Source organism: Polaribacter sp. (genome assembly GCF_049276715.1).
Taxonomy (GTDB): domain Bacteria; phylum Bacteroidota; class Bacteroidia; order Flavobacteriales; family Flavobacteriaceae; genus Polaribacter.
In genome coordinates this window covers 46522-60760 of the sequence record NZ_JBASWY010000015.1, presented here as the reverse complement: position 1 = coordinate 60760, position 14239 = coordinate 46522, and the positions used below count along the sequence as shown (strand labels likewise).

Annotated in this window: 12 protein-coding genes; 11 read left to right on the top strand and 1 reads right to left on the bottom strand. The window is 29.2% G+C overall.

Annotated elements, in window-relative coordinates; all coding sequences use genetic code 11:
• The first annotated feature begins 136 nt into the window (after positions 1-136).
• The gene (locus WAO74_RS03830) at positions 137-3793 is read left to right on the top strand and encodes an ABC transporter permease/M1 family aminopeptidase (RefSeq protein ID WP_422159831.1); all 3657 of its coding nucleotides are present in this window, start codon (positions 137-139) and stop codon (positions 3791-3793) included.
• A 56-nt stretch (positions 3794-3849) separates the two neighbouring features.
• On the opposite strand, the gene WAO74_RS03825 is transcribed toward WAO74_RS03830, so the two are convergent.
• Positions 3850-4242 (bottom strand): DoxX family protein, encoded by a 393-nt coding sequence (locus WAO74_RS03825; protein WP_422159829.1) that lies wholly within the window; start codon positions 4240-4242, stop codon positions 3850-3852.
• An 85-nt stretch (positions 4243-4327) separates the two neighbouring features.
• Here WAO74_RS03825 and WAO74_RS03820 point away from each other — a divergent pair, with 85 nt between their 5' ends.
• The 10 genes from WAO74_RS03820 to WAO74_RS03775 all read left to right on the top strand — a co-directional run bounded on the left by WAO74_RS03820 (position 4328) and on the right by WAO74_RS03775 (position 14215).
• Entirely contained in the window at positions 4328-5416 is a 1089-nt protein-coding gene (locus WAO74_RS03820; RefSeq protein WP_422159827.1) for an esterase-like activity of phytase family protein, read from the top strand.
• 45 nt (positions 5417-5461) lie between these two features.
• Positions 5462-5968, top strand: coding sequence for a DUF6913 domain-containing protein (locus tag WAO74_RS03815; RefSeq protein ID WP_422159890.1), 507 nt, complete (start codon positions 5462-5464; stop codon positions 5966-5968).
• Between the two features lie 97 nt (positions 5969-6065).
• Complete coding sequence (gene dapA / locus WAO74_RS03810) at positions 6066-6941, top strand: 4-hydroxy-tetrahydrodipicolinate synthase (protein WP_422159826.1); 876 nt, start codon at positions 6066-6068, stop codon at positions 6939-6941.
• Between the two features lie 215 nt (positions 6942-7156).
• Positions 7157-8017, top strand: coding sequence for an outer membrane protein assembly factor BamD (locus WAO74_RS03805; protein WP_422159824.1), 861 nt, complete (start codon positions 7157-7159; stop codon positions 8015-8017).
• Between the two features lie 5 nt (positions 8018-8022).
• Positions 8023-8343, top strand: coding sequence for a DNA-directed RNA polymerase subunit omega (locus WAO74_RS03800; RefSeq protein WP_422159822.1), 321 nt, complete (start codon positions 8023-8025; stop codon positions 8341-8343).
• Positions 8344-9555 (top strand): bifunctional phosphopantothenoylcysteine decarboxylase/phosphopantothenate--cysteine ligase CoaBC, encoded by a 1212-nt coding sequence (coaBC, locus tag WAO74_RS03795; RefSeq protein ID WP_422159821.1) that lies wholly within the window; start codon positions 8344-8346, stop codon positions 9553-9555.
• Positions 9548-10438, top strand: a complete 891-nt coding sequence (locus WAO74_RS03790; RefSeq protein WP_422159820.1) for a DUF4835 family protein — start codon at positions 9548-9550, stop codon at positions 10436-10438. The genes coaBC and WAO74_RS03790 overlap by 8 nt, the downstream gene beginning before the upstream one ends.
• Before the next feature lie 60 nt (positions 10439-10498).
• Positions 10499-12151 carry a DNA repair protein RecN gene (gene recN, locus WAO74_RS03785; RefSeq protein WP_422159818.1) on the top strand — a complete coding sequence of 551 codons (1653 nt, stop codon included), beginning with the start codon at positions 10499-10501 and terminating at the stop codon, positions 12149-12151.
• 87 nt (positions 12152-12238) lie between these two features.
• A complete protein-coding gene (locus tag WAO74_RS03780; RefSeq protein WP_422159889.1) occupies positions 12239-13054 on the top strand; it encodes an enoyl-ACP reductase FabI in 816 nt (271 codons plus the stop codon).
• A gap of 189 nt (positions 13055-13243) precedes the next feature.
• Positions 13244-14215, top strand: a complete 972-nt coding sequence (locus WAO74_RS03775; protein WP_422159817.1) for a glycosyltransferase — start codon at positions 13244-13246, stop codon at positions 14213-14215.
• Positions 14216-14239: the final 24 nt, after the last annotated feature.

Below are 14239 nucleotides of genomic sequence, written 5' to 3'. Positions count from 1 at the left end.
TTTAGTTAAAAGTTCAGAGTAAAAATCTGGACGAAATCTTAAGTTAATTTATGCACTCATAACTCATAACTCATCACTCAAAACTCAAAACTCAAAACTCAAAACTCATCACTCAAAACTCATAACTTAAATAAGTATGTTTTCAACAATATTCAAACAAGAATTAAAGTACTGGTTTAAAAAACCTACATTTTATATTTACTGTGCTATATTTTTTTTATTGGCTTTTTTTATCTCAGCAACATCAGCAGGTATTTGGGATTCCATAACAGGTACTACTGGTTCCTCTAGAATAGTGAATTCGCCCATAAATATTTTAGGTAATTTTAATGCATTTACCATTTTTATTTTCTTTTTATTTCCATCTATTATTGGAGTTTCTATTTACAGAGATTTTAAAAGCGAAATGCATACCATTTTATATTCTTATCCTTTTACAAAAGCTAATTATTTATTTGCAAAGTTTTTTAGCGGTATTGTTGTGGTATCAGCTATTGTATTGGTGATTGCATTTGGAATGATGATTGGTTTCAGGTTTCCAGGAACCAATTCAGAAATTGTAGGTTCTTTAAGTTTAATGGCTTATTTAAAGTCTTATGTGGTTTTTATTTTGCCAAATGTTTTATTCTTTGGTGCAGTGGTTTTTGCTGTAGTAACTTTTTCTAGAAACATTGGTGCAGGTTTTATTACAGTTATTATTTTATTGTTTTTTCAAGGAGCAATTGGTGGTATACTTTCTGACCCAGAACAAGAAACTTGGTTGGCAATTTTAGATCCTTTTGGGTTTTCTGCTTTGAATACTTATACCAAATATTGGACAATGTCTGAACAAAATGAAATGCAAATACCAATAAAAGAATTGGTTATTTACAACAGATTGTTTTGGTTATCGATTTCTTCCATCATATTTGGGTTGGTTTATAGATATTTTCAATTTAGTCAGAATGCAATTGTTATTTCTTTTAGAAAATCGAAATCAGAGCGATTGATAAAAAGAAATTTTAGCGGCATTACAAGAATAACCTTGCCAAAAGTAGTGCACAACTATTCTTTTTTACAGAATTTAAAAACGATGTGGAGGTTATCTAATATCGATTTTAAATACATCCTAAAAAGCATACCATTTATTTGTATTTTAATTGTGGGTCTTTTAATGTTGATGATTACTTTATTTAGTGCTGGTGAAATTTTTGGAACAGATACACTTCCTGTAACTTGGCAAATGTTGACAGCTGGTGGTGTTTTTAGTTTTTTAGTAATTAATATCTGTACTTTTTTATATGCTGGTATTTTAATTCAAAGAGCAGAAACAGCCAAAATAAATCATTTAGTAGATAGCACTCCAGTTCCAAATTGGACATTTTTGTTCTCTAAATTAATTGCTTTGTTAAAAATGCAAATTGTTTTGTTGGCAGTTATTATGATTGCTGGTATGTTATATCAAACTTATCAAGGTTATTATAATTTTGAAATTGGGCATTATGCAAAAGAACTTTTTGGTCTAAAATTTTTAAATTATTTGGTTTGGGCATTGTTATCCATTTTTATACAGACATTGTTAAAAAACCAATATTTAGGCTTTTTTATCATTTTGATAATCGCATCAGCTATGCCATTTTTATCTTTTATAGGCATTGAGTTAGCCATCTTTAAATATAATGAGGGGCCAGGTTACAGTTATTCAGACATGAATGGATATGGTTCTGATTTGTCAAGATATTTATGGTACAAAGCTTATTGGGTTTTAGGAGGATCATTGCTCTTAATTTTAAGTATTTTAATGTGGGTAAGAGGTTTACCAAATTCTTTTGCAGAAAGAATTCAGATTGCAAAAGAACGTTTTACCCTGCCTAAAATAGTTGTTTTTACTTCTGTTTTTATTGCTTTTTTAACTTTAGGAGTTACGATTTATTTAGAAACAAAATCAGACAGTGAAAATTCTTCTTCTAAACAAGCAGAATTAGATGCCGTAAAATGGGAGAAAACCTATAAGAAATATGAAAATTATCTACAGCCAAGAATTGTTGCTGTAAAAACGGATGTAGATATTTATCCAAAAGAAAGAACTTACAAAGCCACTGCATTTTATACCTTGGTAAATAAAACAAATCAAGAAATTGACAGTATTTTCTTAAATCATAATTCGTTAGAAAATACTTTTAAATTTAATAAACCAAACAAATTAGTTTTAGAAGACACTATTTTTAATTTTGATATTTACCAATTTGATACAAAAATACAACCTGGAGATACTTTGCAATTAACCATCAATGTAAAAAGTAAAGAAAATACGATGTTTCAGCAAAAATCTCCTGTGATAGAAAATGGAACTTTTATTAATAATTTCTCCATGTTTCCTTCTTTAGGGTATTCTTCACAAGGAGAATTGAGAGATAATAAAACGCGTAAAAAGTACGATTTACCTCCAAATGATTTACGTCCTCATCCATCAGATTCAACAGCTTTAGGAAATACCTATATATCTAAAGATTCTGATTGGATTGATTTTGAAGCAACAGTTTCTACATCAAAAGATCAAATAGCTATTGCTCCTGGATATTTGCAAAAAGAGTGGGTGGAAAATGATCGGAAATATTATCACTATAAAATGGATAGTAAAATCTTAAATTTCTACGCTTTTATATCAGCAAAATATGAGGTTAAAAAAGAAATGTATAAAGGCATAAGTTTAGAAATTTACTACCATAAACCACATACTTATAATTTAGATAGAATGATGAAAGGTATGAAAGCTTCTTTAGATTATAATTCTAAAAACTTTAGTCCTTATCAACATAAGCAAGCCAGAATTATTGAGTTTCCAAGAACAGCAGGAACGTTTGCGCAATCGTTTCCAAACACCATTCCTTTTTCTGAAGGTATAGGTTTTATTGCAGATGTAGATGATAAAAATGACAATGGTGTAGATTATCCTTTTGCAGTAACTGTGCATGAAGTTGCACATCAATGGTGGGCACATCAAGTTATTGGAGCTGATGTTTTGGGAGCTACTTTACTATCAGAAAGTATGTCTGAATACGTGTCTTTAAAAGTCTTGGAACATCAGAATGGAAAAACTAAAATGCGCACTTTTTTAAAGGATGCTTTAGATGGCTATTTAATGCAAAGAACATTTGAAAGTAAACGTGAAAAACCATTGATGTACAATGATGGTCAAGGGTATATTCATTACCAAAAAGGCTCTTTAGTTTTATATGCTTTGAGCGATTATATAGGTGAAGAAAACTTAAATGGAGCACTAAAAAAGTATGTAGAAAAAGTGCAATTTCAAGAACCTCCATACACAACATCTATAGAAATGGTAAATTATATAAAAGAGGTTACACCAGATTCTTTGCAATATGTAATTCACGATATGTTTGAAACCATTACTTTGTATCAAAATTCAATAAAAGAAAGCAAAGTAACTCCTTTAGAAAACGGAAAATATCAAGTAGATATTGAGTTTGAAGTTTCTAAATATAGAAATGATGAAAAAGGGAAAAAATATTATGGTGAAAAAGTAGGGGATACTTTAACCTATAAAACCGATAAAATGAAAAAAGCAACTTTATCTGTAAAATTAATCGATTATATAGATGTTGGTATTTTTGGAGAAGAAGAAATTGATGGCGAAAAGAAAGAAATAGAGTTGTATTTGCAGAAACATAAAATAACTCAAATACATAATAAAATAACAATTATTGTGGATAAAAAACCAATAGAAGTTGGTGTAGATCCCTATAATAAATTAATAGATACACAATCTGCAGATAACAGAAAGAGATTTTAATTCGATAGTTTATAACTAAAAGAAACGCTTAAAATTCTAATTTTAAGCGTTTCTTTTTATCCTATTTTCTTGCCAATTATAGGGATATTTCTTCGTTCTCCATAAAGTATAGATAAACTTACTAAAAAAATAAAAACAGCAGCTCCAAATAGCAAACCACCATCATTATTATGGTTAATTCCTAGTTTTGTGAAGTGCCCTAAAATAGCTCCAGACATTAAACCAATAGTCATTAATGCTCCGAACCAAATGGTTTTAGGGATAAATAAAAGTATAGAAGCTATCAGTTCTAAAACTCCTGTTCCAATTCTTAAATAAGCTTCATTTTCGCCAGCTAATTTTGTAAAAAGAGCTACACTTTCTTCTGCAGCCGAAAATTTATAAAATAAAGTTTGTAGCATTATAATTACTGCTACAATTTTTAATGCAGTTAATATGTGTTTTTTCATTTTGGATTGATTTCTTTTTTAGACGAACCAATCTAAAGGTGCTTACAATACAATAAAAATATATCTTTGTGGTTATTAGCTTTTAATGATGAAAAATTTCGTTTTTTTAGTACTCATAATTTTTTTATTTTCTTGTGTTGTAAACAAAGAAAAAGTTGAGTTAAACTTTTTAGACGAATATATTTTAGCAGATTCATTAAGTTTTAGCAACACAATTATTGGAGGTTTGTCTGGCTTAGATTTTACAAACAATCAATATTATTTTGTTGTCGATGATGCTAGAAATCCGAGAATACTAATTGGAAATATCAATATAGAAAATGATAAAATTTTAAATGTAGGTTTTAGTAAAGTTGTTTTGTTAAATGATACATTATCAAAATTTTACAGCCAAAATATTTTGGATTTAGAATCGGTTTTTATGGATGAAAAAACCGAAGAGATTTATTTGGTTAGCGAAGGTTCTATCAATAAAGAAAAGCTACCAACTGTTTTTAAAACTGATAAAAATGGCAAGTTTTTAGAGAGTTTTGAGTTGCCGAAAAACTTATCGAACTTACATACCATAAAACACAATGCAGTTTTCGAAGGTTCATCTAAAAGCTTTGATAGTAAAGGATTTTGGGTAACTATGGAAGCTCCTTTAAAAGTAGATGGAGAAGAACCTAGTTTTAAAAAGCAATCATCGCCCATTAGAATTACTTATTTTGATAAATCTTCTAAAAAGGCAACAAAACAATTCGCCTATCAATTAGAACATATTTCGAAACCTTCTTCAGGAAGCATTAATTTAAATGGAGTTACAGCTATTTTAGAATTTAAAGAAAATCATTTTTTTGTGTTAGAAAGAGCCTATCAAAACGAATTTGGAAGTTATGGAAATACAATCAGAATTTTTGAAGCAATTATTGATGAAGCTACCACAAATATTTTAGAAATTGATAGTTTAAAATCAACCAAATTTAAAACTTTGAATAAAAGATTATTGCTCGATTTTGATGTTATCAAAAATAAATTAACAGATAAAATTATAGACAACATAGAAGGCATTACTTTTGGTCCAACCTTATCAAATGGAAATAAATCTTTAATTCTAATTTCTGATGATAATTTTCAGATTTACGGAAAACAATTGAATCAATTTATCCTTTTAGAAATAAAAGAAAATAAATAGTATTTTTACGAAATAAATAATATAAATCTTTAAAAACCTTAACTTCTGAAAAAAGTATTTTTAAAAAAAAGATTCCGAAAACTACTTATAGAAAGCGAAAATAGTAGAGTTGTAAGTAAAAACGAAATTAAAACGGTTGGTATTATTTCTTCTGATGAAATTACCAATTGGATTAATTTAAAAGAAGAGGTGCAAACTATTTTAGGAGTTGAAGATGTTGAAATTTACAGTTATAGACCTTTCAAAAAAAAAGATAAAGCAAGTTTATCCCATTTTACTGAAAAAGATATTTCTTGGAAAGGAGAAATTAAAAAGCCACATTTTAATGCTTTTTTAGAAAAACCTTTCGATTTACTTATCGGTTATTTTAATAAAGAAAATCTGTATAATCAGTTTTCAGTTTTAAAATCGAAGGCTACTTTTAAAACGGGGATTTCTAAAGTAAATCAAGATTTATATGATTTAGAAATTTCAGAATATCCAACAAATACAGATGGTTTTTTACTAGAATTAAAAAAGTACTTATTAATTTTAAAAAAACTTAAAAATTAAACTTCCTGTTAAAAATTGTGAATTATTTATTTGAAATTAATTTTTCATAAAAGATTCAATTTGATTATCGTAATTTTACCCCGAAAAATAAAAGAACATGCAAAAATTTATTGGTACAGGTGTTGCTTTAATAACCCCATTTAAAGAAGATTTAAGTGTAGATTTTGAAGCGCTGATTAAGTTGGTAAATTATAACATTAACAATGGTACAAACTATTTAGTTATTAATGGTACAACTGGCGAAAGTGCTACTATTTCTAAAGAAGAAAAACAGTTAATTATAGACACTATTATAAAAGTAAATAATAAGCGTTTACCTTTGGTTTTAGGTGTTGGAGGCAACAATACTTTAGAAGTTGTAAAAGAACTAAAGACAAGAGATTTTACAGGAATTGACGGAATTTTATCTGTGGCTCCTTATTATAGCAAACCTACACAAGAGGGGTTTTATCAGCATTATAAAGCCATTGCAGAAGCTACAATTTTGCCAGTAATTTTGTATAATGTTCCTGGTAGAACAGCAAAAAATATGGAGCCAGCAACTACTTTGCGCTTGGCAAAAGATTTTAAGAATGTGGTGGCAGTTAAAGAAGCTGGAAATAACCAACAACAATACAATACATTGTTAAAGAATAAACCAGCAGATTTTTTAATTATTTCTGGAGATGACGATTTAGCTTTAGGTGTAACTTTAGCAGGTGGTTCTGGAGTAATTTCTGTTATTGGGCAGGCTTTTCCTAAAGAATTTTCTAAAATGATTCAATTAGGTTTAGAAGGAAAAAATAAGGAAGCGTATGCTATTCATTTTAAAATGATGGATATTATCGACTACATTTTTGAAGAGAATAATCCTGCAGGAATTAAAGCAGTTTTGCAAGAGTTAGCTATTTGTAAAAATGATGTAAGACTTCCTTTGGTAAAAGCAACCAAGCAATTACAGGATAAAATTGCATCTTTTGTAGAAAGTTTTTAATCTTTCTAAATTTTCTTAACAAACATTTAGCATCATTTTATAAAAGAATTAAGGCTTTTTGGCTGATACTTGCATAACAGATATTACAAAATACTTTATAAAGCGTCATGATAAAATCTAAGCTTTTAAATAAGCAATATTTGTGAAGTAAAAAGATTTATTTTGATTAAAAATAAATGCTTTTATTATCCATAATTAATTCATAATTTTGCACGATGCAAAAAATTAAAAATTTAGCGTTTTTAGTACTGTTTAGCTTATTGCTATTTTCTTGTGGAGAATATCAAAAAGTACTAAATAAAGGTACTATTGAAGACCAGTATAAAATGTCCGTAAAAATGTACGAAAGTAAAAAATACGGTAAAGCTTTGCGTTTGTTCGAAAAAATAACACCTGCTTACAGAGGTAAGCCACAAATGGAACGTATCCAATTTATGGTTGCTCAATCTAATTTTAACGAAAAAAATTACAGTTTAGCTGGTTATTATTTTGATCGTTTTGTAAGTAATTATCCAAGTAGTTCTAAGAAAGAAGAAGCAGCATTTTTATCTGCTTACAGTTATAAATTAGCATCTCCAGTTTACAGCAAAGACCCAACAGATACTAATAAAGCCTTAGAGTCATTTCAGAGTTTTATAAACACATATCCAGATTCTGATAAGCTTGAAGAAGCGAATAAGCACTACAAGGAAATACGCTACATACTACAAAAAAAATACTTCGAAATAGCAAAAGTATACTATACAACTGCAGATTACGATTTAAGAAACTATAAAGCATCTATTCAAGCTTTCGATAATTTATTAGCAGATTATTTAGGTTCTGAATTTAAAGAAGAAGCATTATATTATAGATTAAAAGCGGCTCATGATTTTGTTTTAAAAAGTTATGATAGAAGAAAATTAGAAAGAATTAAAGATGCTATAGAGGCTTACGATAAATTAAAAAGGAATTTTCCAGAATCTAAATACATGGAAGAATCAAACGAAATGCTGGCAACTTTGCAAAAAGAAAAAGTAAGGGTAGAAGCTCTTATAGAAAAGTTTAAAGAATTAGAAGATACAACCGAGAAATAATAATTATGGACTATAAAGATACAAAAGCAGCTATAAGTACTATTACTTATGACAAAAATGAAATAGAAGCACCTACTGGAAATATTTATGAGGCAATTTCTATTATATCTAAAAGAGCTGAGCAAATTAACAACGATTTAAAAATTGAATTGGTTGACAAATTAGAAGAATTTGCTACTTATAATGATAGTTTAGAAGAAGTTTTTGAAAATAAAGAACAAATAGAAGTTTCTAAGTTTTACGAGCGTTTACCAAAACCAACAGCATTAGCAGTGGAAGAATGGTTAAAAGGCAAAATATATCATAGAAATCCAGAAACCGAATAAATGTCTGTTTTAAGTGGTAAAAAAATACTTCTAGGCATCACTGCTGGAATTGCCGCTTACAAAACTGCCAATTTAGTTCGTTTATTTATAAAATTAGACGCAGATGTCAAAGTAATTATGACGCCTGCGTCTAAAGATTTTATAACACCTCTTACACTTTCTACACTTTCAAAAAACCCAGTTCATTCTACTTTTTATGATAAAGAAGATGAAAACGAACTTTGGAACAATCATGTAGATTTAGGTCTTTGGGCAGATTATTTTTTAGTTGCACCAGCCACAGCAAATACTCTTTCTAAAATGGCAAATGGAGTTTGCGATAACTTGTTATTAGCAACTTATTTATCAGCAAAATGCCCAGTTTATTTTGCACCAGCTATGGATTTGGATATGTACAAACATCCATCAACGAAAGCAAGTTTGCATAAATTACAATCTTTTGGAAATAGTATAATTCCTGCAACTTCTGGAGAATTAGCTAGTGGTTTAATTGGTGAAGGAAGAATGGCAGAGCCAGAAGATATAGTTTCTTTTATAGAAAAAGATATTCTCTCTAAATTGCCATTAAAAGGGAAAAAAGTATTAATTACTGCTGGCCCAACTTACGAGGCTATAGATCCTGTTCGTTTTATTGGTAATCACTCTTCTGGTAAAATGGGATTTGCTTTAGCAAATGAAGCTGCAAATTTAGGTGCAGAAGTGTTTTTAATTTCAGGACCAAGTCAGCAGCAAATTAAAAATTCTTTGGTTCATAGAATAAACGTCGTTTCTGCTGATGAAATGTATAATGTCACTCATTTATATTTTAAAGATGTAGACATTGCTATTTTATCTGCAGCTGTAGCAGACTACAAACCAAAAAATATAGCCAATCAGAAAATAAAAAAGGATTCAAGTTCGTTAACTATGCAGCTAGAACCAACAAAAGACATATTAGCATCTTTAGGGTTAATTAAAGAAAAACAGTTTTTAGTAGGTTTTGCATTGGAAACCAATAACGAAATAGAAAATGCAAAAAGTAAAATAAAACGTAAAAATTTAGATGCCATCGTTTTAAATTCTTTACAAGATAAAGGAGCTGGTTTTGCAACAAACACAAATAAAATTACTATTATTGATAAAAATTTGAATGAAAAACCATTTGAATTAAAATCGAAAACAGAAGTTGCTAAAGATATTATCAACGAAATTATATCAAAATTAGATGCGTAAAATTATTTTTCTTTTCACTTTATTCTTATTTACTACGAATATAAATTCGCAAGAGTTAAATTGTTTGGTCAATATAAATTACGAACAAATTGGAGGCTCTAATAGACAAGTTTTTACCACTTTAGAAACTGCATTGAAAGAGTTTATCAATCAAACAAAATGGACAGACAGAGTTGTTAAAAATGAAGAGAAAGTAGATTGTGCCATGAATATTATCATCACTTCTAGAAACGATAATACATTTACAGCTACTCTCCAAGTGCAATCTACAAGACCTATTTATGGTTCGAGTTATTCAAGTCCATTATTAAATTTAAAAGACGACGATTTTACTTTCAGATACAATGAATTCGATCCATTAATCTATAACAGAAACTCTTTTGATAGCAATTTAATTTCTACCATTGTTTTTTATGTATATACAATTTTAGGGGTTGATGCAGATTCGTTTTCGCAATTTGGAGGTGAATACGAATTAAAAGAAGCAGAAAATGCCATGTTACAAGCGCAGCAAAGTGGTTTGGCTTCTTGGCAAAATGTAGTTGGTAAACAAAATAGATTTTTGTTAATAGACGATATGTTATCTCCAAACTTAAAAGCATACAGAGAAGCTTTATATAGTTATCATATAAAAGGCTTGGATAATTTCGCAAATAACAAAGATTTTGGAAAACAAACTATAGAAGATAGTGTTTTATCTTTACAGTCTATTTTTAATAAAACCGTTGGTAATTATTTAATTCGAGTCTTTTTTGATGCAAAAGCAGATGAAATAGTTAATATTTATTCTGAGGGTCCAAAAACTAAAAATAGTTCAGAGGTGTCTTCTACTTTAAGAAAAATTTCTCCAAACAATAATTCTAAATGGAGAGATATTGAGTAGAAATTTCTTGTAATTTTCTGAATTTATTTCACTAATTTTAACCTATAAAAATTAGCGAATTTGCTTACACAACTTTCCATAAATAACTACGCTTTAATCAATCAATTAACTATTGATTTTCCCTCTGGTTTGTCTATAATTACTGGTGAAACTGGTGCAGGAAAATCTATTTTATTAGGTGCCTTAGGTTTGGTTTTGGGTAACAGAGCAGATTTGTCATCTTTAAAAGATACCTCAAAAAAATGTGTTGTAGAAGCTAAAGTTTCAGTTGCTAACTACAATTTAAAAGATTTTTTTGCTGAAGCAGATTTAGATTACGAAGATCTTACCATTATTAGAAGAGAGATTTTACCATCAGGCAAATCACGTGCGTTTGTAAATGACACCCCTGTTAATTTGTCGGCTTTAAATGATTTAAGAGAGAAATTGATAGATGTGCATTCGCAGCATCAAACTTTGCAATTATCAGATAATAGTTTTCAATTTGCAATCGTAGATGCTTTATCAAAAAATCAAGATAAAATAGATTCTTACAAAAGAGGTTTTTCTAAACTGAATCAACTTAAAAAAGAGTTGGAAGAATTAGTTTTAATTCAGAAAGAAGCGAACCAACAATATGATTATAATTTGCATCTTTTTAATGAGTTAGAAGAGGCAAAATTAAAAGTTGATGAGCAAGAAGAATTAGAAGAAACGTTAGAGAAACTAAACAACATAGAAGACATCAAACTCAATTTATCTGAAGCTTTAGAAATTTCTGCAAACGATGAAATTGGTGTTCAAAATTTGTTATACACTTTAGAAAACAGGTTGTCTAAAATTGCTTCGTTTTCTAAAGAATATCAAGAGTTGTCAGAGAGAATTACAAGCGTAAAAATAGAAATCGATGACATTGTTTCAGAGTTAGAAGATGCCAATGAAAATGTAGACTTCAACCCTAATGAAATAGAAGAAATTAACGACAGATTGCAGCTTATTTACAACTTGCAAAAAAAACATGCTGTCTCTTCGAATGCTCAATTATTAGAGGTTTTAGAGATTTTATCAGAAAAGGTAAGTCAAGTAGAAAACGCAGAAGAAACCATCAATAAAAAGAAAAATGAGGTAAATGATGTTTCTGAAAAACTAGACAAAGTTGCAGGCTTAATTTCTACGAGTAGAAATAGTTCCATACCAAAATTAACCAAAGAATTAGAGGTTTTATTAGCAGATTTAGGTATGGAAAATGCTCGTTTTTCTATCAAAATTAAACCCACAAAAAACTATTTTTCAAACGGAAAAGACGAATTAGATTTTTTGTTTTCTGCAAATAAAGGAGGTAATTTTGGTGAGCTAAAAAAAGTAGCTTCAGGAGGAGAATTATCTAGAATAATGCTGTCTGTAAAAAAGGTTTTATCAGAAAACACCCAATTACCAACCATTATTTTTGATGAAATTGACACAGGAGTTTCTGGAGAAGTTTCCAATAAAATTGCTGCAATTATGCAGGAAATGAGTAAAAATATGCAAGTAATTGCCATAACTCATTTGCCACAAATTGCATCCAAAGGAAAAAATCATTACAAAGTATACAAAGAAGAAGTAAATAATATTACTACAACCAACTTAAAGCAATTATCTTCTAAAGAAAGAATTGTAGAAATTGCAGAAATGTTGAGTGGTAAAAATATATCAGATAGCGCAATTACGCACGCAAAACAATTATTAAATTAAAGGTTATATTTGTAGTTGAGTTTGTCAATTTTAAAATTAAAAGACGAACAATCATCAACCAAAAACCAACAACTAAATACAAATAATATGTATAATTTATTAAAAGGGAAAAAAGGAATTATTTTTGGAGCTTTAAACGAACAATCGATTGCTTGGAAAGTTGCAGAAAGAGCACATGAAGAAGGTGCAACTTTTGTATTAACAAACGCACCAATTGCGTTAAGAATGGGCGAGTTAAACGCTTTAGCAGAAAAAACAGGTTCTCAAGTTATTGGAGCAGATGCAACTTCTATGGACGATTTAAACAATTTGGTTGAAAAATCTATGGAAATTTTAGGCGGAAAAATAGATTTCGTTTTGCATTCAATTGGTATGTCTGTAAACGTTCGTAAAGGCAAACATTATACAGATTCTAATTACGATTTTACCACAAAAGGTTGGGATATTTCTGCAGTTTCTTTTCATAAAGTAATGAATGTTTTATACAACAAAAAAGCAATGTCAGAATGGGGTTCTATTGTTGCATTAACGTATATGGCTGCTCAAAGAGTGTTTCCAGATTATAATGATATGGCCGACAATAAAGCCTATTTAGAAAGTATTGCACGTAGTTTTGGATACTTTTTTGGTAGAGATTACAAGGTTCGTGTAAATACAATTTCCCAATCGCCAACACCAACAACTGCTGGAAGTGGTGTAAAAGGTTTTGGTGGTTTTATGGAATATGCAGAAAAAATGAGTCCTTTAGGAAACGCAACAGCTTTAGAATGTGCAGATTATACAATTACCATGTTCTCAGATTTAACTAAAAAAGTAACCTTACAGAACTTATTTCATGATGGAGGTTTCTCAAATATGGGCGTTTCAGATCCAGTGATGGATAAATTTGTTGATGAAGAGTAGACTAATTTGAAGCTATTTCCTGCTTTCACTACTCGCTTTTTTCGTACCTCAAAAGAGCTCAAACAAATCATTCAATCAGGGCTAAACTTGTTTACAAGCTTTTATATAAACATCAAAATTGAAAGTTCTTTATTTAAGAGCTTTCAATTTTTTTATTCGTTACTTTTGAAACTTTGAAACTTTGAAACTTTGAAACCTTCAGAAATAAACTTTAGCATAATAATTCCAGTTTACAACCGTCCACAAGAAATAGACGAGTTGTTAGAAAGTCTTACAAAACAAAATTTTTCTGATCGTTTCGAAGTCTTAATTATTGAAGATGGTTCAAACCAAAAAAGTGACTTAATTGCAGAGAAATATAAAAAGCAACTGGATTTAAAATATTTTTTTAAAGAAAATAGTGGAGCAGGAGAAAGTAGAAATTTCGGAATGCAAAAAGCGACTGGAAATTATTTTATCATTTTAGATTCAGATGTTATTGTACCTAATCAATATTTATCAGTAATAAAAAACACGTTAGAGTCAAATTTCACAGATGCATTTGGTGGGCCAGATGCAGCTCATAAAAATTTTTCTGCCCTTCAAAAAGCCATTAACTACTCTATGACTAGTTTTTTAACAACAGGAGGTATTAGAGGTAAGAAAAATGGAGTAGGCAGGTTTCAACTTCGAAGTTTTAATATGGGGTTGTCAAAAAAAGCATTCGAAGTTACTCAAGGTTTTTCAGCAATGAAAACAGGAGAAGATATAGATCTAACCTTTCGTTTATGGGAAAATAGCTTGGAAACTCAATTAATAACTCAAGCTTTTGTTTATCACAAGCGAAGAAGCTCATTAAAGCAGTTTTTTAAACAGACGTATTCTTTTGGAAAAGCAAGACCAATTTTAAATAGAAAATACCCTGAAAGCGCAAAAATTACATTCTGGTTTCCAAGTTTATTTATTTTAGGTTGGGTATTGAGTTTACTTCTTTTGTACTTTGATTATCATATTCTATTTGATTTATATTTTCTCTATATGTTTATCTTGTTATCGGATTCTTTTTTAAAAAATTATTTAAACCCTTTTATTGCTTGGTTAAGTCTAATAACTTCTTTTACTCAATTTTTGGGTTATGGTTTGGGTTTTTTAAAAAGTCAGTTTTTCACAAAAAAGAATTAATTTTTTTGATTGTGGTTTTCTATC

Excerpts from the sequence above, each read along its gene's own strand:
- WAO74_RS03800 (WP_422159822.1), top strand. The coding sequence starts at position 8,023 with ATGGACTATAAAGATACAAAAGCAGCTATAAGTACTATTACTTATGAC.
- WAO74_RS03790 (WP_422159820.1), top strand. The coding sequence starts at position 9,548 with ATGCGTAAAATTATTTTTCTTTTCACTTTATTCTTATTTACTACGAAT.
- WAO74_RS03820 (WP_422159827.1), top strand. The coding sequence starts at position 4,328 with ATGATGAAAAATTTCGTTTTTTTAGTACTCATAATTTTTTTATTTTCT.
- dapA (WP_422159826.1), top strand. The coding sequence starts at position 6,066 with ATGCAAAAATTTATTGGTACAGGTGTTGCTTTAATAACCCCATTTAAA.
- coaBC (WP_422159821.1), top strand. The coding sequence starts at position 8,344 with ATGTCTGTTTTAAGTGGTAAAAAAATACTTCTAGGCATCACTGCTGGA.
- WAO74_RS03830 (WP_422159831.1), top strand. The coding sequence starts at position 137 with ATGTTTTCAACAATATTCAAACAAGAATTAAAGTACTGGTTTAAAAAA.
- WAO74_RS03825 (WP_422159829.1), bottom strand. The coding sequence starts at position 4,242 with ATGAAAAAACACATATTAACTGCATTAAAAATTGTAGCAGTAATTATA.
- WAO74_RS03805 (WP_422159824.1), top strand. The coding sequence starts at position 7,157 with ATGCAAAAAATTAAAAATTTAGCGTTTTTAGTACTGTTTAGCTTATTG.
- WAO74_RS03780 (WP_422159889.1), top strand. The coding sequence starts at position 12,239 with ATGTATAATTTATTAAAAGGGAAAAAAGGAATTATTTTTGGAGCTTTA.